Origin of the sequence: Novosphingobium aeonii, assembly GCF_052279045.1 — a bacterium.
Taxonomy (GTDB): Bacteria; Pseudomonadota; Alphaproteobacteria; order Sphingomonadales; family Sphingomonadaceae; genus Novosphingobium.
On record NZ_CP176833.1, the window covers coordinates 507,596 to 528,416 of the forward strand.

Annotated in this window: 19 protein-coding genes; 12 read left to right on the forward strand and 7 right to left on the reverse strand. The window is 60.0% G+C overall.

The annotated features are described in order from the left end of the window. Positions 1-18 precede the first annotated feature (18 nt). The 3 genes from ACLIMP_RS17950 to ACLIMP_RS17960 all read left to right on the forward strand — a co-directional run bounded on the left by ACLIMP_RS17950 (position 19) and on the right by ACLIMP_RS17960 (position 4,457). Positions 19-1,677: an FAD-dependent oxidoreductase gene (locus ACLIMP_RS17950; RefSeq protein ID WP_443478716.1), complete on the forward strand. Its 1,659-nt coding sequence runs from the start codon at positions 19-21 to the stop codon at positions 1,675-1,677. An 810-nt stretch (positions 1,678-2,487) separates the two neighbouring features. After that, positions 2,488-3,642 (forward strand): oxidoreductase family protein, encoded by a 1,155-nt coding sequence (locus tag ACLIMP_RS17955; protein ID WP_443478717.1) that lies wholly within the window; start codon positions 2,488-2,490, stop codon positions 3,640-3,642. Between the two features lie 2 nt (positions 3,643-3,644). Beyond that, the gene (locus tag ACLIMP_RS17960) at positions 3,645-4,457 is read left to right on the forward strand and encodes an SDR family NAD(P)-dependent oxidoreductase (RefSeq protein ID WP_236549397.1); all 813 of its coding nucleotides are present in this window, start codon (positions 3,645-3,647) and stop codon (positions 4,455-4,457) included. Positions 4,458-4,543: 86 nt separating this feature from the next. Here the strand turns inward: ACLIMP_RS17960 and ACLIMP_RS17965 are convergent, their stop codons facing one another. Continuing rightward, positions 4,544-6,982, reverse strand: a complete 2,439-nt coding sequence (locus tag ACLIMP_RS17965) for a TonB-dependent receptor (RefSeq protein ID WP_443478718.1) — start codon at positions 6,980-6,982, stop codon at positions 4,544-4,546. Positions 6,983-7,366: 384 nt separating this feature from the next. On the opposite strand from ACLIMP_RS17965, the gene ACLIMP_RS17970 reads away from it, so the two are divergent. From ACLIMP_RS17970 to ACLIMP_RS17980, 3 genes are read left to right on the forward strand one after another with little or no spacing between them, the layout of a single operon-like run. Continuing rightward, positions 7,367-8,608 carry an acyl-CoA dehydrogenase family protein gene (locus ACLIMP_RS17970; protein ID WP_443478719.1) on the forward strand — a complete coding sequence of 414 codons (1,242 nt, stop codon included), beginning with the start codon at positions 7,367-7,369 and terminating at the stop codon, positions 8,606-8,608. Between the two features lie 22 nt (positions 8,609-8,630). After that, positions 8,631-8,999, forward strand: a complete 369-nt coding sequence (locus ACLIMP_RS17975) for a hypothetical protein (RefSeq protein ID WP_443478720.1) — start codon at positions 8,631-8,633, stop codon at positions 8,997-8,999. A 6-nt stretch (positions 9,000-9,005) separates the two neighbouring features. Further along, positions 9,006-9,713, forward strand: a complete 708-nt coding sequence (locus ACLIMP_RS17980) for a TetR/AcrR family transcriptional regulator (protein WP_133085066.1) — start codon at positions 9,006-9,008, stop codon at positions 9,711-9,713. Positions 9,714-10,065: 352 nt separating this feature from the next. Here the strand turns inward: ACLIMP_RS17980 and ACLIMP_RS17985 are convergent, their stop codons facing one another. The 3 genes from ACLIMP_RS17985 to ACLIMP_RS17995 all read right to left on the reverse strand — a co-directional run bounded on the left by ACLIMP_RS17985 (position 10,066) and on the right by ACLIMP_RS17995 (position 13,239). Next, positions 10,066-11,145, reverse strand: coding sequence for an LLM class flavin-dependent oxidoreductase (locus ACLIMP_RS17985; protein ID WP_443478721.1), 1,080 nt, complete (start codon positions 11,143-11,145; stop codon positions 10,066-10,068). A gap of 61 nt (positions 11,146-11,206) precedes the next feature. Continuing rightward, positions 11,207-12,286 carry an aromatic ring-hydroxylating oxygenase subunit alpha gene (locus tag ACLIMP_RS17990; protein ID WP_443478722.1) on the reverse strand — a complete coding sequence of 360 codons (1,080 nt, stop codon included), beginning with the start codon at positions 12,284-12,286 and terminating at the stop codon, positions 11,207-11,209. Positions 12,287-12,300: 14 nt separating this feature from the next. After that, positions 12,301-13,239 carry a Rieske 2Fe-2S domain-containing protein gene (locus tag ACLIMP_RS17995; RefSeq protein ID WP_133085068.1) on the reverse strand — a complete coding sequence of 313 codons (939 nt, stop codon included), beginning with the start codon at positions 13,237-13,239 and terminating at the stop codon, positions 12,301-12,303. Between the two features lie 80 nt (positions 13,240-13,319). Here ACLIMP_RS17995 and ACLIMP_RS18000 point away from each other — a divergent pair, with 80 nt between their 5' ends. Further along, positions 13,320-13,973 (forward strand): TetR/AcrR family transcriptional regulator, encoded by a 654-nt coding sequence (locus ACLIMP_RS18000; protein WP_236549394.1) that lies wholly within the window; start codon positions 13,320-13,322, stop codon positions 13,971-13,973. A 25-nt stretch (positions 13,974-13,998) separates the two neighbouring features. Here the strand turns inward: ACLIMP_RS18000 and ACLIMP_RS18005 are convergent, their stop codons facing one another. The 3 genes from ACLIMP_RS18005 to ACLIMP_RS18015 form a co-directional block, all read right to left on the reverse strand. Then, positions 13,999-14,502: an ester cyclase gene (locus ACLIMP_RS18005; RefSeq protein WP_133085070.1), complete on the reverse strand. Its 504-nt coding sequence runs from the start codon at positions 14,500-14,502 to the stop codon at positions 13,999-14,001. Between the two features lie 44 nt (positions 14,503-14,546). Beyond that, positions 14,547-14,864 carry a 2Fe-2S iron-sulfur cluster-binding protein gene (locus tag ACLIMP_RS18010; protein ID WP_133085071.1) on the reverse strand — a complete coding sequence of 106 codons (318 nt, stop codon included), beginning with the start codon at positions 14,862-14,864 and terminating at the stop codon, positions 14,547-14,549. A 91-nt stretch (positions 14,865-14,955) separates the two neighbouring features. Further along, on the reverse strand, positions 14,956-16,152 hold the full coding sequence (locus ACLIMP_RS18015) for a sulfotransferase family protein (RefSeq protein WP_443478723.1): 1,197 nt from the start codon (positions 16,150-16,152) through the stop codon (positions 14,956-14,958). A 241-nt stretch (positions 16,153-16,393) separates the two neighbouring features. Here ACLIMP_RS18015 and ACLIMP_RS18020 point away from each other — a divergent pair, with 241 nt between their 5' ends. The 5 genes from ACLIMP_RS18020 (at position 16,394) to ACLIMP_RS18040 (ending at position 20,816) form a co-directional block, all read left to right on the forward strand. Then, on the forward strand, positions 16,394-17,263 hold the full coding sequence (locus ACLIMP_RS18020; protein WP_443478724.1) for a helix-turn-helix transcriptional regulator: 870 nt from the start codon (positions 16,394-16,396) through the stop codon (positions 17,261-17,263). A gap of 119 nt (positions 17,264-17,382) precedes the next feature. Then, positions 17,383-18,168, forward strand: a complete 786-nt coding sequence (locus ACLIMP_RS18025; RefSeq protein ID WP_133085074.1) for an SDR family NAD(P)-dependent oxidoreductase — start codon at positions 17,383-17,385, stop codon at positions 18,166-18,168. A 63-nt stretch (positions 18,169-18,231) separates the two neighbouring features. Further along, complete coding sequence (locus tag ACLIMP_RS18030) at positions 18,232-18,744, forward strand: VOC family protein (RefSeq protein WP_443478725.1); 513 nt, start codon at positions 18,232-18,234, stop codon at positions 18,742-18,744. A 4-nt stretch (positions 18,745-18,748) separates the two neighbouring features. Further along, positions 18,749-19,513, forward strand: coding sequence for a tyrosine-protein phosphatase (locus ACLIMP_RS18035; RefSeq protein WP_133085076.1), 765 nt, complete (start codon positions 18,749-18,751; stop codon positions 19,511-19,513). After that, a complete protein-coding gene (locus ACLIMP_RS18040; protein WP_443478726.1) occupies positions 19,449-20,816 on the forward strand; it encodes a DUF1214 domain-containing protein in 1,368 nt (455 codons plus the stop codon). The genes ACLIMP_RS18035 and ACLIMP_RS18040 overlap by 65 nt, the downstream gene beginning before the upstream one ends. The last annotated feature ends 5 nt before the right edge of the window (positions 20,817-20,821 follow it).

Genomic DNA, 20,821 nt, shown 5'->3' on the forward strand with positions numbered 1-20,821 from the left:
GAAAAACGGGAGGTAGCAATGACCCAGTATGATGTGGTCGTGGTGGGTTCGGGCGCGGCAGGCATGACTGCCGCGCTGCGCGCGGCGGCGGCGGGGAAGTCGGTGATCGTTCTCGAGAAGGCATCGCATTTTGGGGGAACGACCTCGATCTCGGGCGGCGGTATCTGGGTTCCGGTAAGCCCGCAGGCGCGGGCCGCCGGGGTCGACGACAGCAAGGACAGGGCGCGGCAATACGTCCTGGATGTCATAGGTCCCTCGGCCGAGCCGGCGCTCATTGATGCCTACCTCGATGCAGGGCCCCGGATGGTGGAGTGGCTGGAAAAAAACAGCCGGGTCGAATTCCTGCTCTCGCCGCCGAGCAGCGATTGGTATCCCGAAGTTGACGGCGCAGCCGATCACGGTCGTTTGCTCGCCCCTAAGGTGTACGATGGCAAGAAGCTGGGCGAACACTTCGCGCAGCTGAGGCCCGCGCGGGAAGAGTTCAACGCGCCGGGAGGCTTCATGATCGACCTGTTCGATCTGCCATATCTTGCGCAAATGCCCTCGGCAAAATCGCTCGTGCACTTCGGCAAGCTGGCTGCCAAATTCGGGTTCGACAAGCTTCGCCGCTATCCTCGCGGCACGCGTCTCACGATGGGAAATGCACTGGCGGCCCGTCTCCTTCGCTCCGCGCTCGACGCGGGGATTACGCTGCGCACCAATGCGCCGGTCGATCATTTGCTGGTGCAGTCCGGCCGGGTGACCGGCGTTCGGGTAGGTGACGAAGAGATCGGTGCAAGGCTGGGCGTCCTGCTGGCATCGGGTGGATTTTCCGCCAGCGAGCAGCTTCGCAAGGCTTATATCCCTTTTGCCGAAAACCATGTCTCGATCCTCCCCTACGAAAACACGGGCGACGGCATGAACATGGGATTGGAGGCAGGCGGCGCGCTTGCCGAGGAAAATCTGGTCAACGCGGTATGGGCGGTGGTCTCCAAGCTCACGCGGCCCGACGGATACGTGGCACGCTATGCCCATCTCATCGATATGTCGAAGCCCGGATGCATAGCGGTCAACGCCAAGGGCGAGCGCTTCGGTAATGAAGCATCTGTGCATTTCGTTGAAGCGATGCACCGTGACGGAGCTGTTCCGGCCCACATCATCTGCGATGCCGATTTCATCAAGAAGTACGGCATGGGCATGGTCTATCCCGGCGGCGGCGGTCTCAAGAAGCTTATCGCAGCAGGCTATGTGACCGAGGGGCGCAGTCTTCGCGAACTCGCAGAGAAAATCGGCGTAGAACCGGACGGCCTTGTCGCCAGCGTGGCCAAGATCAACCGCTATGCGGAGATCGGGCATGACGCCGACTTCGGAAAGGGAGAGACACAGATCGACATCGAGATCGGCGATCCCCGGAACAAGCCCAATCCCTGCCTGGGGCGCGTCGAGCGGGCTCCATTCTATGCGATCAAGATCTACCCCGGCGATGGCTCGACGACCGTGGGCCTCAAGGTCGACGCGCAGTTTCGCGTGGTAGGGGGAGACGGCACACCTGTTCCCGGTCTTTATGCTGCCGGGTTGGATGCCAATTCGATCTGGCGAGGCAAATCGCCTGCGCATGGGTGCAACGTAGGTCCTGCCATGGTCACCGGCTTTATTGCGGGCAATTCGATGGCGCAGGCCCTGACACTCGCAAACTAGCTCTCAAGTCACATACACGGCGCTTCTCGTCCCGGCGGGAAGCGCCCTGTGCTGTGCATTGCCGGAGGGCAGCGGCAATAAGGCTGCCGAGGCGGCCCCCGCGACGCATCGGTTGATTGACCATAATCGCCGCCATCCGGGGCGGAGCGCGCAGCAAGGAACGTGACGAAGGTCGACGGCTACCGCGCTACGCGGCAACGCCGCTTCATTCGGCACAGAATTTGGGCCGCATCGCCGCACCGTGAACGCTCCCCAGCCTCGTGCCGTCGGACGCGTCCCAATACCCACGCCAGAACCAGACCCGCCCATCGAAGTCCAGATCGAACACCGCCGCGACGAGCGCTGCCGAGCGCCGTCAATCCCAAAGCCGGCGCGCTGTGCCTAACCATTCCGTAGAGACGGGGCCGGCGTCGTGATTTCCCGGACCACGCAGTAACACTCATCGTACAGCTCACTTCGTCGCGCCAGCTCTCGGCAGATCGGATCGGCACCTTGGCGCAGCGGGGCGACTGGAAGGGCCGATTGATAGTTGGCCCTCGGTGGCAAGCGCCACGCGCAATTGGCTTAGGTCGAGATGGGGACCATGGATGAGCGCCAAAACCTGCAAAAAGCCGTATCCCAGGTCTCCGTCGAAGGTCGGGGTGGTCCCTCTCTTCGGGCAGGTTGCGCTTCGGTTGCGCCTGCGATGCTCGGTATCCCGGATGCAGCGTAAAATCGGTCCGCAAAGCCGGCAAGCTCCCTCGGCCCAGGTTCGAGGGCCTTCGCCGGGACGGACGACGCTGTAACACAAGAACACATCAGGAGAGTTCGATGGACCCACAAGCCCAACCGCAATACCGCAATGCGACGGTCGATCCTGATTGTGTGCCTCGTCCTTATCCCACCCGAACTGGTCATCTGCCGACCTCGATGGAGGGGATCGATGCCGCGTGGTTGGGATCGATTATGGCCCACAAGTATTCCGGCGTCGCGGCACGCAGCATGGAAACGGTCCAGCTGCTGAACAGCCACACGACCAAGTGGCGCGTCAAAGTGGATTGGAACGAAGCGGGGCTTGCCGCCGGGCTCCCCGCGAACCTGTGCCTGAAGGCCAACTGGTCGGGCAGCTTCGACAATGTCGATATCCATGCCGTCGAGGCCCGGTTCTATCATTTCCTCGCCAAGGAAATGAAGGTTCCCACCGCGCAGTGCTATTACGCCGACTGGGACGACGATGGCAGCGCTCACGGCCTGCTCGTGCTGGAAGACCTCAATGATCGCGGTGGACACTTTGGTCACAGTACGCAGCACTCCGGCATCGACATGATCGCCTCCAACCTCGAGGGACTGGCTGGTCTTCACGCCAGTCTCTGGGGAAGCGAAAAAATCTCCAAGGCCAATGCCCCGTGGCTGCAGACGCAGATGGATACTCCGGTCGACAGCGACCAGGTCCGCATCATGTGGCAGTGGATCGACGACAATCTGAAGGATCCGAATTTCCGCGCGATCGCGCCAAAGCACTATCTTGACGATCCGCGCCGCGTCGAGCGCGCATTCGACCGGCTGGGCGAACTTGAGCGTGCCTATGACGCGCCCTATTGCATCGCACTGGGTGATTGCCACCAGGGGAACACCTATATCCTGCCTGGCGGGGAAAGGCTTTGGTTGGATTGGCAACTGGTGCGACGTGGACGTCCGTGGCGTGATCTTACTTATTTCCTAGTCGGATCGCTGACCATCGAAGAGCGGCGCGCCCATCACAAGGATCTGCTCAAGCAGTATCTGTCTTACCTGACCGCGACGGGCGTTCCCGGAATTCCCAGTTTCGAGGAGGTCTGGGAGCAGACGCGCTTGTGGGTGATGTACGGAATTCAGGCGTGGGTCGCCAACCACGACTCCTGGGGCCAGAACGGGTTGCCTATGAACGAGCGGTTCTTCGTCGCGGGCGAGGAACTGGGGACCTGGAAGATACTGCTGGGAGAGTGAGGATGGGACTGGTTCAGGGAAAAATCGCCGTCGTCACGGGATCGGGATCCAACATCGGGGAAGCATGCGCTCGCAAGCTCGCTTGCGAGGGCGCTAAAGTGGTTCTGGCAGACATTAATCTGGCGGGAGCAGAGCGCGTGGCGAAGAGCATCCGCGCCGCCGGTGGGGAGGCGATGGCATGTCCGCTCGATCTTGCAGAAGAGGCGAGTATCGCTGCATTGGTCTACGCAGTGATCACGGCTCATGGCCGGATTGATGTCCTGCACAACAATGCCGCCAACACCGCCGTCAACCAAATGGCCGCTGACGGTGCTCTGGTCGATATGGACGCAGCGGTTTGGGATGCAGCGTTTCGTATCAACACGCGCGGCACGATGCTGATGATCAAACACGTCGCTCCCCACATGATCGCCGCGGGCGGTGGGTCGATCATCAATACAAGCACGGGCGTTTCGATCCTCGGGGATGTCTTCAACCCGGCCTATTCTTCCTCGAAAGGAGCGGTGAACAGTCTTACGCGCAACACTGCCGCCCAGTTGGGCCGCCAGAACATCCGCTGCAACGCAGTGATGCCCGGTTTGGTTCTTACACCGCAGGCGCGCGAAATGATGCCTGCAGAACAACTGCGCATGATCCAGCGGCATGTCCTGTTGCCACGAGAAAGCGTGCCTGACGATATCGCCGGGGCCGTGCTGTTCCTTGCCTCGGATCTTTCGGCATTCGTCACGGGCCAAGTCTTCTCGGTCGATGGCGGTATTTGCCACCACACTCCATATTTCGGCGATGTCATGGATATGCAAGCGGCCGCACACTAATGAAAACGGAGCGGTCAGTCGCAGACTGACCGCTCCCCACAAGATTACCTGATCGGCTCCGCGGATAACGCGGAGCCGAATTGATTTCAGAACTGGACCTTGGCAACGACCCCGTAAGTGCGCGGATCGCCTACAGCTACCGAATTGACCGGGAAGCTCTTGAGCAGGACATCCGCAGCCGCGAAATATCGCTCCTTGGTCAGATTGCGGACGAAGAAGCTGAGATCGACGCCAGTATGAGCGATGTTCTCCCAGTCCAGGCGCATGTTGACGAGATTGTAGCCTGGCAGCTTTTCACCATATTGACCACCGAAGTCCGCAGTCATGAACAGGTCACCGCTCAGCACCAGATCACCGTCCGCCGGACGGACAGGCAAAGTCCAGTTCGCGCTGAAAGTGCCGGAAAAGGTCGGCGCGTATTTGTTTACGTCGGAAGAGGTGAAGGAAATTCCCTCCACGTCGGGCAGCGTGAGCTTGTCTACCCTCATGTGCGTATAAGCGCCGTTGAAGGAGACCGTCAGGTTTCTGCTGGGGCTGACGGCGGCATCCAGTTCCACGCCATAGATCGACAGGTCTGCAGCGTTCACGCCGAACGAACCGTTGGTGGGACTGTCCGGGGCGGAAGCGGGAATCAATGTTTGCGCGTTCAGAAATTGCAACGCGTTTTTATACTTGCTGTAATAGGCTGCTGTGTTGATGTGACCGTGGGCACCGGCGATGTTGAACGTCCATTTCTCGCCGATCTCGATATCGGTAAGCGTCTCTTTCCCGGTTTTCTGGAATGGCCGCAAATCAACGCATTGACCCGAGCCGGATCCGCAGGCGGGGTCGGTTCCCCCGGTCGTAAAGCGCGTTTCGAACAGCGGCGTGTTTACATTGACACCGCGGTAGCCGCGACGGCTTACCACATAAAGCAGGAGGTCAGGCGCGGCCTTCCAATCCGCACCAATCGTCCAACTGGGCGCGGAGCCGCGATTGGATACCACGCCGATGCCGTCGGGAAGATTGAGCTCTGCAAGCGACCGGCAGGTCGAATCCTCGGCATAGGAAGTTCCGATGGCGCCGCCGCAAGCCGACACACGGTCCCAGCTGTAGCGCAGGCCGGCGTTGAGCGTGACGGCGTCCGTCACCTTGTAGGAGATCTGTCCGAACGCAGCGTAGTTGGTGTTCCTGACATTGGCGGTGACGACTGCGGCAGGTGTTCCGGGCGTGGTGAATGCGGAGAATGTCGAACCGGAGGGACCATCGGGTGTGTCATGGCTATAGAAGCCGCCGACAATGAAATTGAATCGGTCGAAGCTGCCAAGGAACTGCACTTCGTCGGTCAGATACTGGCGCTGAATCAGCGCAGCCGCATGGAATACCGTGAAGGGAACATCCACCGGACTGCCCAGTGCGGCGCCCGGCAGGTACATTGGGCCGAGAGCAGAAGTGTTGATCAATTGGTCGCTGCGATTCTTGCGATAACCGAAAATGTTTCGCAGCGTGAATTGGCCGAAACTTGCGGATGTGTCGTTCGAAATGCCCCAGTTGCGACGATTGGCACGGCCGGATCCCGAATCGTCCGTGAACGCACCGTAGAAATTCTGCTTCTGCAACGCGAGATACTGCGCTGTCTGAGCATCAAGGGAAGCGCCGATCAGTGACCCCGCAGCCGCGCCGACCGACGGGGCGAACAGGTCCGTAAAGCTGAAGTTCTGGCGAAGCAGATAATACCCTGAAGCAGATTCCCTGGCTTTGAAGTAGTCGAAAATGGTCGTGCTCTTCAGCCAGTCGGCGGGCGTGAAGAGTACCGAGGCTCGTGCGCTGTCCTGATGGACGTCATTGAACCCATCGCCGCCGTTGATCGAATATGTCATCGGATCGCGCCGTCTGATCTGTCCTGCAACGCGGATGGCCAGAACGTCCGCGATGACCGGGACGTTGAGGGCGCCCTGAACTTCGCGATAGTCGTAATTGCCGTAAGTCCCCTGCAGATAACCGCCAAAGTCCTGGCCAGGTGATTGCGGGGATATCAGAACTGCACCGCCAAGGGTGTTGCGGCCGAACAAAGTGCCCTGCGGGCCCTTGAGGACCTGGATGTTGCCGATATCGAACGTCGGCACGTTCGAGCCGAGCGAGGCAAGGGGCACGTTCGCGAAATAGGTAACTACACCGGGCGTGACTTCGCCAGTCGGTATCTGCCCGATCCCGCGAAGTGAAACCGAGGTGTTGTCCTTGCCGCCCTCCGAACTGAATGTAAGACCGGGCGAGATAGTCCGAATATCGGCAATCGTCTGGACGCTGCTACGTTCAAGGGCGGTATCGGAGAATGCTACGACCGATACAGGCACGTCCTGAAGCCGCTCCTCACGCCGCCGCGCTGTGACGACGATCTCGCCGGTCAGGGACGGGGCGGCGGAGGACTGCGCTTCAGCGGTCCGGTCGGGCGTGGGCGGGCCATCGGCGGCCCATGCCTGAACAGGAAGCACGCTCATTGCACAGAGCCCGGTCCCCGCTACGATGCGGACGAATTTAGTTTTCATGTATCGCCTCCCACTTGCGTCCGGCTTCTTGCGCCGCGCGTAGATATTCCCCGCCGCTAAAGAACGGGCAGACGGCGGGAGCTATAGAGATCTATCTCGTTTCGATTCCTATCTTCGGAGGGGGTGAGGCCCAAATTGGTTTCGGTTTTTCTGGTGCAAGGATCTGCCTTCGAAACAAGCAGATTCTGGTCGGTGACGAACATTGAGCAGAACGTGGCTTTGCTGGCTTTCGCTCAGTCTCGGCACTTCGCGCTTCACGGAATATCGGCATTCTTCCCCGTCGAGGTTATGCGCGGCGAGAATTCTTAGCCCGTTCTTTGACAACGCTGTTTGCAAATCGCCCGAAATTGAATAATGACGAATTTGTCATTATAGGAGGCAGGGATGCAAATCGGCACGTTTCACACTGGCAAATTGACTGTCGCCTGCGTCGAGAATCCTGTGAACGCGGCTCGCGCATTACGCCCATTGCTTGCAGCAAATGCCGACAGATGCGAAAAGGAACGCCGCATCGTCGCGCCGGTGATGGAGGCTTTGCGCAACTCCGGCTTGTTTCACATTACTGCACCCCGGCGCGCTGGAGGGCCGGGGCATAAACTGATCACCCATATTGAAACGGTGGCGGAACTCGCTCGTGCCTGCCCGGGCACCGGCTGGGCCTACGGTTTGCTGAGCGGAATAACCGGTACTGCTCTTGGATTAGGGCCGTCGATGACAGAGCTGCTTTTTCGTCATGGGGGTGAACTGTTCTGCAGCGCATCGGCGCCCAGCGGCAACGCGACGGGAGTACCCGGCGGTTACCTCGTCTCGGGACGGTGGGGATACGGTTCCGGATGCCTTCATGCCGATTGGGCGCTGAACGGCATCATGCTTGATACAGCGGTTGGCGCGCAGCCAGCCATGGCATTCTTGGACCTTCATGATCCGGCATGTTCCATCGAGGACAACTGGCATGTTGCAGGTATGGCCGGCTCGGGGAGCAACATGATCGTTGCCGAAAACGTGTTCGTGCCGGAAGAGTTGATCCTGAAACCCAGTGATACACCTCCACCAGAAGTGCTCCTCGAGATGGAAGGTCTCGAGGCGCGGGACCGCTGGCCGATGGAGCCGTTGTTCCCGCTGGGCGTGTTGGCGCCGATGCTCGGCGCAGCAATGGCGATGCTGGAGCACGTAGTAGAGGTGATGGACCGGCGGCCGGTCGTAGGCTGGACTTTTACCACTCAGACTGCCTCCGAAGCCTTGATCGGAATGACAGGACGCGCGGCAATGGAAATCGACTCGGCCTGGCTGCACGTCCGTCAAGCTGCCGCGATGCTGGACGAGGCGGCACAGCAACGGGTCTTGACTGGATACGACAAGGCGCGGATCCAGGCGGACTGTGGTTATGCCATGGAACTACTGCGTGGGGCAGGCGAGCGGCTGATGGACGTGGCCGGACCTGGTGCCTTCGCGTTGTCCAATCCCTTGCAGCGCTTCTGGCGCGACCTCAGCGTGGGCACGCGCCACAACGCGCTCAATAGCCATTTGTCCCTGGAGCTTTACGGGCGGGCAATCACGGGCCGTGCATCGAACATCCGCCTCATTCCCGACATCGGGCCGGTGCCTGTCCTTTCAAACGACCGATAACCCTTTCACCACAGGAGAGAAAATGATGCCCATTCCAACACCTCAGGCAATCGCGACCTTCCTCAAAGAGCAAGCCGAGATGTTCACCGCCGGGCGGCTCGACGATTTTCTGGCGGCGTTCAGGGCTATCGCGCCTGGAGGGTTTAGGGTGCAGGATCCAGCAACAGGTCCGATCCAGGAAGGGTGGGACAAGCTGGAGGCACTATGCCGTGAATATGCGGGCTGGAAGCTTTTCGTGGAAGATGTGAAAGTCAGCGGCAACGAAGCCGTAATCTACGTCCGCAACGAAGGGGAATATCAGGGGCAAGCCATCACTGCGTATAGCATCGAACAGTATGTGTTCAGCGATGATGGCAGCCTGCTTGCGCGCTATTTCCATCCCATGCAATAGGACAGCATGTCCTCGGTTGCCTCCCACCTTCAAGAGCCGGATCCGCGCAGCAAGGCAGCAGCGCTGCGGCGCGAGCGGATGCGGCAGAGGCTGATTGAGGCGGTACTTGAACTCTACCAGCCAGGCCAGGCCGCGCAGCATGTCCTCATCGACGACGTGATCAAGCTGGCGGACGTCTCGCGTGGGAGTTTCTACAAGTATTTCGAATCCATCGATGCGGTAGTCGAGGAGTTGGCAGAGGCGATGACGGTGGGCATGATCGCCGATTATCGCCGCTTGTTCGAGGATATTTCTGATCCACTGGTGCGGGCCGTGGGCGGTGCGATGATGGTGATGCTGCGCGCGCTACACGATCCGCGGTGGGGAGGCTTTACCTGCCGCATCGACTTTGTGGATTATTTTGCGCGCGAGCGAGCGTTTGACCTCATGGTTCGCGATGCGCTGGAGGGTGCCAGGGATGGTGGCCAGATAATGTTCACATCGGCGGACGCCGCCGTAGACCTCATCGTGGGAATGACTGTCGAAGCTCGGCGGCGCCTCGTTCGCGGAATAAGCGATCCGCATGACTATATGGACGAGATGATCCGATGCACATTCTGCGGGCTGGCGGCAGCCCCCGACGTAGTGGCTCTCGCATGCGAGCAAGTACGGTTTCGCATTTTCCAGGAGGCAACCGAGTTGGACTGGTGGTCAAGTTCGATCGCACATGGGTGATCTGCCTTATTCGATCGCCGTCGGCCGTTCTTGAACCAGGCGTTGGCGAGCCGCACATCCATTCAGTATTTTCGCGTTGAGAGTACGCTTTGCGTCGCCAAAATCCGGTCGCTCCGTCGCCGCCAGCAAACCGCAATCGAGCCTTCATCGCACCAAAGCCGGCCAATCTGATGGTCCGGATTCCGCAGCAGGCAGCGATGACAAGGTGGGCAGCGCACACATCCGCTGCTTCCATGGCCCGGTGGCACCAATTTCGCGTTTCGCCTGCACGGGCATGCGCGGGGGCAATCTTAATCCCCGACGCCGGCCCGTGGCATTCTTTCTCGGCAAATGGTGCAATAGGCTACGCTGATCAGGCCGGCGCCGGAATTGCCGTGCCTGCTCGTGTCTTAGCGGCAGCGACCAATTGGAAGAGGCCTGAATTGTACTGGGTCAACTGTTCCAGCGTTAGATCGCGGTAAGGCGTCATCGGGCAAAGCGAATCGACCACCTCCCAGAAGGGTTCGATCTTCTCAAGCACCTCATCGACGGGTCCGCAGGTGACGAAGGCCTCCACCATCTCGTCGGAGACATTGCCGATCACTTTTGCAATGTCTCCATGTTCGCCGAGGCTCAGTTGGCAGGCCCGTGCCTGATCTCCAAAGCCGATCGCCTCGAAGAATGGCTCATATTCCTTGTAGCCGGAATAGGCGGCAACCGTAGCACGGCTGTCGTTGATCGCCTGCTGTTTGTCGTCGTTGACCGCGATCCAGGGCCACGCATTAATCTCGATATCCTGACGTCTGCGGCCGTGCTTTGCCAGTGTCTCATTTATGAAGGGCAATTTGCTCCTGGTGTAGGCCGCAGACCAAAGGGCGTGCACCATGAGCCCGTCGCCGATTTCGAGCGCCAGCGCGGTCATCTTGTCCTGGAGCGCCGCGATCCAGATCGGAACGCGCTCGCGAACCGGCGGCGGGGTCAGCATCATTTCCTCGAAATCGGCGGTGAAGTATTCGCCCTTGATCGGATCGAGGCCCTTATGCGCATTGGCGATCACGTAACGGATGACGCCGACGCTCTCCCGCAGGTGCGTCAACAGCTTGCGTTCCGGCTCTCCGTACATGCCGGTCACGCAGCTCTTGATGCTGGAGCCAAGGCCCAGCACGAAGCGCCCTTCGGAGATTCGGTCAACTTCTATCGCCGCATAGGCCGTTTCGAGAGGACTGCGCGTGCCGACGATAGCCACGCCAGTGCCGACCTTGAGGCTACGGGTCAGTGCGGCAGTCGCCGTCATCGGAATGAACGGAGGGCCGTAAATCTGCAGAGCGAAGCAGCCTTCGAATCCGACCTGCTCCATTTGCTGGCCAATGCCGGCCATGATCGGGGCGGAAAGAGTGGGCATGACGCCCCACCAGCGGCGCTCCGCGCCAACGGCATTGACAAGCTCGGGCATGAGTACTCCGAAGATAAAAAAAAGGGCGGACACTAATGTCCGCCCAAGGGGAGAGGTCAGGTCAGAACCGGAAGAGTTCCTTGCGAAGTCCGATGATCTCGCTGCAATCTGCGCTGACGTTGTCGCGATAGGCGAAATCGCCGTTGGCTTGCCGATCGGCTAACTCCATCATCGCCATGCGGTAACGCTGACCAGCCTGGTCGAACTTGCTGTGGAGGTCCTTGCGGTCGGTATGACGCATGTAGCGCGGGCTTTGCGGGGAGGTCATGTAGCTGTCCTGGCGCGAAACCTTGTAGCCAGCTTTGGGCATGACATGACGGAACATGAGCCCGGCATTGGTCGTGTTCATCACCATTTCCATGCGCGTGCGATCCCGCGTTTCGGGCGTACACGGATGGAAAAGAGGGACGTCGTCCCCTGGGCTGAACCGGCCATAGGCGATCGCGCAGTGCGAGCGGAGGTAGATGCGAATGACTTGGCGCACGTTTTGCGTGGGCTGCCTGATGCCGCTGAAGAACTTCATTACCGGCGCGACCGACTTGTTCACGCAGGTGCGAACCATAGTGACCGTTTCGCTGTCGTAGAAGGTTTCCACTGTCTCGCTGTCCGATCGCTCATCCCCCACGACATCGGCATGAAGGAAATCGGCGTGCGTAAGGTCGATCAGGTTTTCGAGGCTGATTGGTGCAGCGCTCTCAAAGCGTACCGTCGCGGTCATGTGCCGCGGAAGTCCGCCGTCCGGCGGCAGGAACGGCAGGCTCGGAAGGTGTACCGGATCTGCTGCGAGCGGATTGCCGAACCAGACCCACACGACGCCGTAGTGCTCCATCACCGGATAGCACCCGCGGGCGTCGGTATATTCGCTCTTGTCGCGCGCTATCCGTTCGTTCGGATGGAATTCACTGGCGATCACGGTGCCGTTCTCGCGCCAGAGAAAAACCGGATGGGAATAGACCGCACGTCGGACGGGCTTGGCCGTCACAGAATAATTGTGCGCGACTGGAAACCACGTATCGCGCATGACGATATTGTGGGGCACCCAGCGATTGATCGCATTCAGCGCGATCTGACCGGAGCCGGTGCCGGTGCCGGAAGGGGGACTTCCGTCGTGTTCGGCGGAACGATCAGCGACTTCAAGCATCTCTAGTTTCTCCTTCAGGCCGCTTCGGTCTTGTCGCGCACGAGCGGTGTCTGTTCGAGCATTGCGCTGCGCAGGTCCTCGCCGTGCAGTGAGACGGTGGGTTTCGTGGCACGCAGCCTTGATCCGTCTACCGATGACAGTACCGAAAGCGGATTGATTCCCCGCAGAATTGCGCCGTGCAGGCCGGGTTGGCGCACACCCAGTGCAGATCTCCAACGCACAGCCGTGACGCCCCGCGCCGAGGGAACGGGACACAGCATCGCTCGCATTAGCTCGTTGAATTGATCGTCCCGCAGGATGAGCGTGGTTTGACCGGTCTGCGGGTGCGTTCGCGTCAGCAACGTCAGCGGAAATTCCGACACAAAGTGCGATGGCCAGTGCGGCGTGCTCCACTGACAATTGCGCTCCATCACCAGCATGCCATCTTCTTCATGAAGTTCAGACATGAGATATGGCGTGAAGCGGACTCCCCTGATCTTGAGGATCAGGCTGGGATCGTCATAGAGAGCATTGAGATACTCCTGATGGCTGCAACTCACGTTTGCAGTGCCGCAGTAGTTATACTTGTCCTCGGCTATTAGTGGAACTTTCGCCTTCGGGTCCAGGCACACACGTACAAAGCCGCCTTGTTCGAACACGCCGAACGCGTTGGCCTTGTAGACCGGCGGAAACTTCTGCTGGTCCTTCATGTTCGGGATTTCCTTCAGGCGCCCGGTCTCGCCGTCATAGCTCCATCCGTGATAGCCGCACTGAATCCAGCCATTGTCGCGGATGCAGCCGAGCGAGAGAGGAGCCCTGCGGTGCGGGCAGCGATCCTCGAGCGCGCGCGCAATGCCCTGGTTATCCCGCCACAGCACGAGCGGCTGATCGCCAATATCGACCGACAGGGGCTTCTGGGAGGTCACTTCCTCGGAACGGGCTACCGCCCACCAGAGATCATTCTCGAGACTCATAACGTCTATCCACTCTCCCTTTTGATTAAATTGACGCGTGACAATTTATAAGTCAATGACTTTTGAATATGTCCTTCCTGATGCTCGATAGACCTCAGCGCGCCCGCGGCCGTCCTGCCCAGAATGCCGACCTGGCGCTGGATGAGGACAAGCTTCTGGGCCTTGCGTTCGCCACATTTGCAGAGCGCGGATACGAGGCAACGACCTTGCGCGACCTCTCGAAGCGGCTGGGCGTCAGCCACAATCTCCTGAATGTACGTTTCGGACGAAAGGAGGATCTGTGGGTCCGTGCGGTCGATTGGCGGATGGCCCAGGCCTCTCCCTTCGTTGAAATTGCTTTCGACGAGCAGGCTGACGCCGAAGTGCGTCTGCGGCACCTGGTGGAGCGGTTCTGTCTGTGGGCGGCGAGAAACGGCGACATAGTCGCGCTTACCAACGTCGAAGGTTGCCGTTCGACCTGGCGACTGGATCACATCGTCGAGCACTTCGTGCGGCCATTCCAGCGAAGGCTGGACGATCTTCTCGATGCGGTTAGGCGCCAGCGGCCCGTCCACGGCCTTTCGACGGCTGCCCTGATGGCCCTGCTTGTGCAGGGCGTTGGATACTATTTCTGCGCGGTCCCGATGCAGCAACGACTGGGCGCCGGGCATGAGGTCGACGCGGACCACGCCGACCAGCAGGCAGCCCATTTGGCCACTTTTCTGCTTGCGGCCTTGCTCCCGCCTGTCGAGTGAACAACGCGGCGGGAGCAAGTGCAAATCACTTGTAGGGGTCGACGGGCTGCGGCACGTCGATCACACCGATGTCCTTGAGCATCGAGAGAACGTCCGAAATGCTGAAGATGCTGACGATCTTTTCGTCCTTGAACTTGACGATCGAGAACCAGTTCACCTGGAACTCGTTGCCGGTCGGTTGCACGCCCATGTACGGGCCGCCTACGTGCTTGCAGTAGTGGGTCGCATAGATCCAGATCTCGTCGTCGCCCTTGCCTACCGCGTCGATGGTCTTGTAGGCGGCGGGGAAGAAGGTCTTGTACAGCGCAACCGGCGAGGTCTTCCACTGATCGTAAGTGCCAAGATCCGGCCGGTTGGGGTTTCCATACCGAAAGTCGGAATGGAAAAAGCGGTCCATGCCATCGAAGTCACCCGCGTTCAGGGTTTCCTGAAGGTCGGTCCAGTGCTTGACCATCTTCTTCTGGGCATCGGTGAGCAACGGGGAAGCGGACACGTCCAGTTGTTCGCGAATTGATTCTTTCCAGGCCACGTTTGTCCTCTCTCTCTCTTTCTCTGTTCAGTCTATTGGTATTATCAATCCTCGGGCGCGATAGTCACGGTAAGACCGGACAACGCATCCGTCATCATCAGCTGACACGACAGTCGTGACCTGTCGCCGCGGTGAGGCGACCCATCCAGCAAGTCGCTTTCATCCTCCGTCACCGGAGGCAGCGTCGCTGCAAACGAGGGATCGACGTAGACATGGCATGTCGCACAGGAGCAGCAGCCGCCGCAAAGAGCCAGAAGTTCGTCGAGGCCGGAATCGCGAATGGCTTCCATTACCGATGCATTCGCGGAAGCCGCGATCGTCTGCTGCGAGCCGTCACGGGTAATGACATTCAATTCAGGCATGGCATTCCTCTGCTGGAGTCTGGTCGATGCATGGCTGTTAGCGAGCGCGCCTCGGCTCACGACCTGCCGAAAGACAGGTCGCGGAAGGAAGTTACGTCACTTCAACCTCGACATCGAAGCGGTCGAAATAGAACCCGAACGGCCGGCGCAGCTCTTCCGCTGTGACAAGGAAATCTCGTTCCAGGTCGTAGACGATCTTTCCTTTCGATTGTTCGCCGTGCTCGGCGAGATAGCGATGGAGTTCAGCCAACGCTTCGTCCGTCAGCTCAACGCCTGCGATGCGATAAATCTCTCTCAGTATCCGGTCCGGGGCTTGCGTCCATTCATCGAAATAGACATCGATTGTCTGGTCCGCTGGCAGGACATCGCGGTCCCTGACGCAGGCACGCAGCAACCTCTGATACCGATCGGGCCAGTAGCCGAGCGGTTCCGCGATATCGACGGTCTTGCGCAGCATCCGGGCAGCGTAAGTGTACATCGTAAGCTGCGAGCGGATTGAGCCGACGGGATCGCGATGGGTCAGCACGAAAGTCGCATCCGGGAATGTCTTGTAGAGGGCCGGTAGCTGTTCCATGTGCTGCGGGCACTTGATGACCCACCGATTAGGGCCGTTAAGAAACGTCAGGATTTGCATGCATTTGCGCAAATAGGCGTAAGTTCCGGACTGATCGTGGCTGAGATAATAGTCCCGCCAGCGCGGCACGAGGGCAAGCCATTCTATGAGATAGGAGGAGAAATCGACTGCCTGCAGCTCGATGTCCTCGCTGATGTGGTCGGGCGAGAATTCGTGCATGATCGCCATGTAGGGCAGTATCGATTCCATTGTGCGCCAACCTTGTTCGGCCTTTGTCCAGCGCGGGTTGGAATCTTGGGGTGTGGGCGTTTCATCGGGCGCTGCTACCGGCGCGATTGCCTCCCACCAAGGCAGGGAACGGAACCGGCGGTCTGCCGCAAGCAGCCCCAGCAAGTGCGTCGTACCGGACCTTGGAAGGCCGGCAACAATGATCGGCCTCTCGATCGGTATTTCGAGAATCTCGGGGTGTCGCTTCACGATATCCTCGACGCGCAGACGTGTTGCTGCATAGCGGATCATCATCTGGAACAGATTTGCCCGTGTCACGGCAGAGGCGTTTTCGTCCTCGTCGATGGACTGGCACCAGACCGCCAGACGTTCCTGAAAGTCCTGGGCGCCGAAATCCGAAAGGCCCGTCTGCGCCATGGCGGCTGCCAGAATGACCTGCGGCTCGAACACAATATGCGCAGCGGCAGCTTCGGCGCCGGCGAGCACCTGCTTCTGGATTTCGTCGAGCACGGGGTGATGAAGGTCGGTGATATCTATAACGTTGGGGTGCGTTGCCCCCTTCTGAGCGGAATCGACCATGTCACTCTCCCTTGGCCTTTACCGCATTTAAGGAGATGGACCCTGTCCTAGGCAAGGTGATCGGGCATCGCAGCTCTGCCAAATCCTGCTTCATAACGCCAGTCGCCGTGCGCGGCGGATTTCGGGAAAGGGCGCCTGGGAGAGTTTGATGGACACTGTTTCACAAATCTACGACCTGCCAGCCACTCCGGAGATGGAGTGCAGGGTCGAAGGGCGCATCGAACTTCCTGGCGTGGTGATGAAACTCCATCGCTACCGTTTTTTCGGGCGGCAGGAAGGCATCTTCACTTCGCATCGCGGGTTTCTGGATCTTGCCTTGTCGCCGCGGCCAGGCCGTCCGCGTGGCGGCTTTGAAAGCGGCGGGGAGGGAGCGCTGGGCGAAATTATCTTCGTTCCAGAGGGAAGCAGGTTGCATACGCGCTGGGGTGACGGTGAGCAGAAATCCATCTGTTGCGGATTTGACGGAGCCGGTTTCGATCTCGCGGACGCGCGCCGTCCAACAGCCGATTTGGGTTTGGCATTGCTCGACGTTCGCAGCGCGGCGGTGCGCGCAGCTCTGAGGCGTATTGCGGGTGAAATTGCACAGCCCGGGTTTTGCAGCGAATTGCTGGTGCAGGCAATGTGGCTCGAGGCGGCTATAGAGTTGCAGCGGTATTTGCGGCTGAATACGGGGGATCGAAGCGCGCGCAGCCCACTCTCGCGCCGTCAAATGGAGCGAATTAACGAGCGGATCGAAATGCCTGGAAAGCCGCCCTCAATTGCCGAAATGGCAAAAGATTGCGGTCTTTCCACGCGTCATTTCTTCCGATCGTTCCGAGCTGCCACCGGCGAAACGCTCACCAGCTACGTCACCGAGCGCAAAATCTTCAGAGCCAAGGAGAGGCTCAGCCAGACCGAGATGGCTATCAAGGTCATCGCGTGGGAATGCGGTTTCGATAGTCCCGCGGCGTTCTCCGCCGCATTTCGCAAGGCGACCGGAGTGATCCCGCGGCAGTTCCGGGATGCCCTGATGCACTAAGGCCGTTTGGCGATGGCTTTGGCAGGGCTGCGAAAGTTCCGATTGTTGATGTGAAGACCGCAACGGGCAATCTTTCGCCGAGCGGGCCAGACTTCAAAGCGGTCACTGGGAGATAGAGCGTGCCGGAGAACCTGTTCGACCTCAGCGGCAAAGTGGCACTGGTCACAGGGGCAAATTCCGGGCTTGGCTTCGGCTTCGCGCGGGGGCTTGCCCGTGCAGGCAGCGACATCGTGATCTGGGGACGCCGGCGGGAGAAGAACGAGGAGGCGGCTGCGGCCCTGCGCGCCTATGGAGTCCGGGTCTTTGCTGACAGTGTGGATGTGGCCAGTGAGCCGGCCATCGTCGCCGGGTTCTCACGCGCGCTCGAAGCCATGGGGCGGATCGACACGCTTGTTGCCAACGCAGGCATCGCAAGCCAGGTGCCGTTCACCGAAATGGACGTCACACGGTATCGCCAGCTGATCGACGTCAATCTCGACGGTGCGGTCTTCACGCTGCGCGAAGGTGCACGCCACATGAAGGCCCGCGCCGAGGCTGGCGATCCGGGGGGCTCCCTGATCATCTGCGGCAGCGGCTCGATCTTCCAGGGTGTGCCGACTATGGCGCATTACGGTATTGCCAAAGGGGCGCTCAATGCGCTTGCGAAGGCGCTGGCAGCGGAGCTCGGCCACTTCGGTGTGCGCTGCAATGTCATAGCGCCCGGCTTCATCGAGACGGAAATGACGTTCGCGGACCCGGAGATCGGCCGAAAGATCGCCGATATCGTCGCATCGAAAGCGCCGCTTGGAAGGGCAGGAACCCCGGCCGACCTGGAAGGCGCTGTGGTCTATCTGGCGAGCGACATGGCAGCATACCACACCGGTGACACGCTCGTCGTCGATGGCGGGAAGATGTCGGCCAACTGACCGGACGGCAGGTGCGAGAGGGTATTTCGCCGCCAGTCTGGAGCCTAACATCAGGAGGATTGCATGTTCGCCCGGCCAAACAGCCTGCACAGTCAGGTCGCCTACGTCACCAATGACCTGCCCGCTGCCATGGCGAGGCTCAAGCAGGAATACGGTACGCCCGGCTTCTTCGAGATGTGCAACATCCAGCCAGGGGAAGATCCCACAGGCAAGCCGGTGCTCAAGATCGCCATTGCGGTCGTGGGGGGCGTCGAAATCGAACTGATCGAGCCGGTGGGCGACACTGCGCCGCTGTTCAGGGATTTCCTGCCGCAAGGGGATGAGCTTGCTATCCGCTTCCATCATATCGCGACCCGGATCGGCGGGCCAATGGCGAATTGGGAAGCGCATCTGGGCTCGATCGATCAGGAGCGCCACTCGGTGGTGTTCGAAGGCGCGGTCGGAGACATGCTGCGCTATGTCTATACCGACGAGCGCCCAACGCTCGGGCATTTCGTTGAACATGTCTGGATGTCTCCAGAATTGCTTGCACAAATGCGAACGCTGATCCCGAGCTTCCCCCCGGTGGAGGGCTGAGACGATGACCCTCGCGCTATCCCGCCTGAACTTTCGCGATATCGGCGGAACGCCTACCTCAGACGGCCGAAGGGTTCGGCACGGCATTCTTTTCCGGTCCGAGGGGCCGGCCAGTTTCGTGGAAGATCACCGCGAAGAACTGGTGAGGCTTGGTTTTCGCAGCGTTGCGGATCTGCGCTCGGACATTGAACGTCAATCGGCACCACACGATTGGTGCGGACCGGATTGCAGGCTTCTCAATCTCGACATGAATACCGACCTGCGCGCGCAAGGGGAGGATATGTGGGCATCGCTCGGGCAGGAGCCGAGTGCCTCGCGCGCGTCGGAAGTAATGGCGCATAACTATGGCCTGATGCCCCAGGCTTTCCTGCGCCATTTGCCGACAATGGTTGAGGCACTTCTTTCCCGCGAAACACCGATGCTGGTTCATTGTACGGCCGGCAAGGACAGGACCGGGGTCGTCGTGGGACTACTCTTGGAACTTCTGGGCGTTCCGCGAGCGGTGATTGCCGAAGATTACCGCAAGTCCGATGTCTTCGGGGAAAATCTGCGCATGTCGGATCATCTCAAGCGTGACCTTGAAAAGACGTTCGGCTTCGTGCCGCCCGACGAAATGGTCGCGGTGCTGATCGGCGTTCAGGACAGTTTCCTCGCGCGCGCCTTTGACGAGATGGAGAGCCGGTGGGGCGGCGTCGACGGTTATTTTGCCGCTGCCGGAATCGATGAGGAACAGCGCGCGGCGCTGCGCGCGCTGCTTGTCACTGACTAGGCGCGAGGTTTGTGCGGGCATGACGACAATCGCGGCCTTGACGACGATGCCGGGAAGCGGAGCGACCCAAGGTGCAGCATGGATCGGTCGCAGAAAGGTGGAGAGCGATATGAGCGATAACGGCGTATTCGAATGGGAAGACCTTCTCGACCAGCTTCGTCCGCTGGGTCAGCAGATGCGCGATCGCATTCCCGAGCGTCTCCGCAGCGATCCGCATGTCATGCAGGAATCGATGCGGCTCTTGCTCTCCGGAGTGCTCAGGACCGCGAACGATGCGATCATGCACGATCGTAGTCATCCGATCTTCGTCCCCGAACTCAATATCTGCCAGAACATCTTCCAGCCCAACGCAGACACCATTTACAAGGCGGCGCTGATCGAGAAGGGCGGCACTTACCGCATTCGCGGCGATCGCGGCACCACGCGAATGATGATCCTGGCCCAGCTCGGTCCCGACACGCTCCGCACGGGGAAGCATCATCCCGCCCAGGATGCGAATGATTTCGACGACCTGCGGATTGCGCCTGACGGCAGTTTCGACGTTATCCTCTCGCCGCAGCGTCCCGCCGATTATGACGGCGACTGGTGGGAGCTCAAGCCCGAGACGGAAAAGTTGATGGTGAGGATCGTGGCCTGCGACTGGGGTTGTGAGCGCGAGCCTCGCTTCGGCATCGTCCGCCTGGATGCCGAACATGCCGCCAAGGGAAGACCAAGTCTCGCCCAGCTCGCGCACCGGTTCGCGGAGATTCCCATGACGGCGGCGGTATGTGCGATGGCATTTCCCGACAAGGTCCAGAAGCTGCGGGACGAAGGGCTGATCAACACTCTGAAAGTGGCTGATTTCTCGCAGATGACGGGTCTTGCTCGGCAGTCGTACTATGAAGGCGCCTACGAACTCGCCGAGGACGAGGCCCTCATAACCGAAGTGCGGATCCCGAAGGAGGTCGGGTACTGGTCCTTGATCCTGACCAACGAGCTCTACGAAACGACTGACTGGTATCACAATCAGTCCAGCCTCAATGCTGCGCAGGCCGTGGTCGACGTCGACGGCGTCTTTCGGGCTGTTATTTCCGCGCGCGACCCGGGCGTGCACAACTGGCTCGATACCTCGGGCTATTCCAGCGGCGCGGTGCAGGGACGGTGGTTCAACACTGACGAGCGTCCAACCCCCAGCATGAAGAAGGTGAAATTGAACGAGGTCCGCCAGTATTTGCCGGCAGGCACCGTTTTGGTGGCACCGCGCGAACGCGCCGAGGCAATCCGCGAGCGGGCGCTGCGAGCGCATACCCGCATCATCTGGTGAAGGAC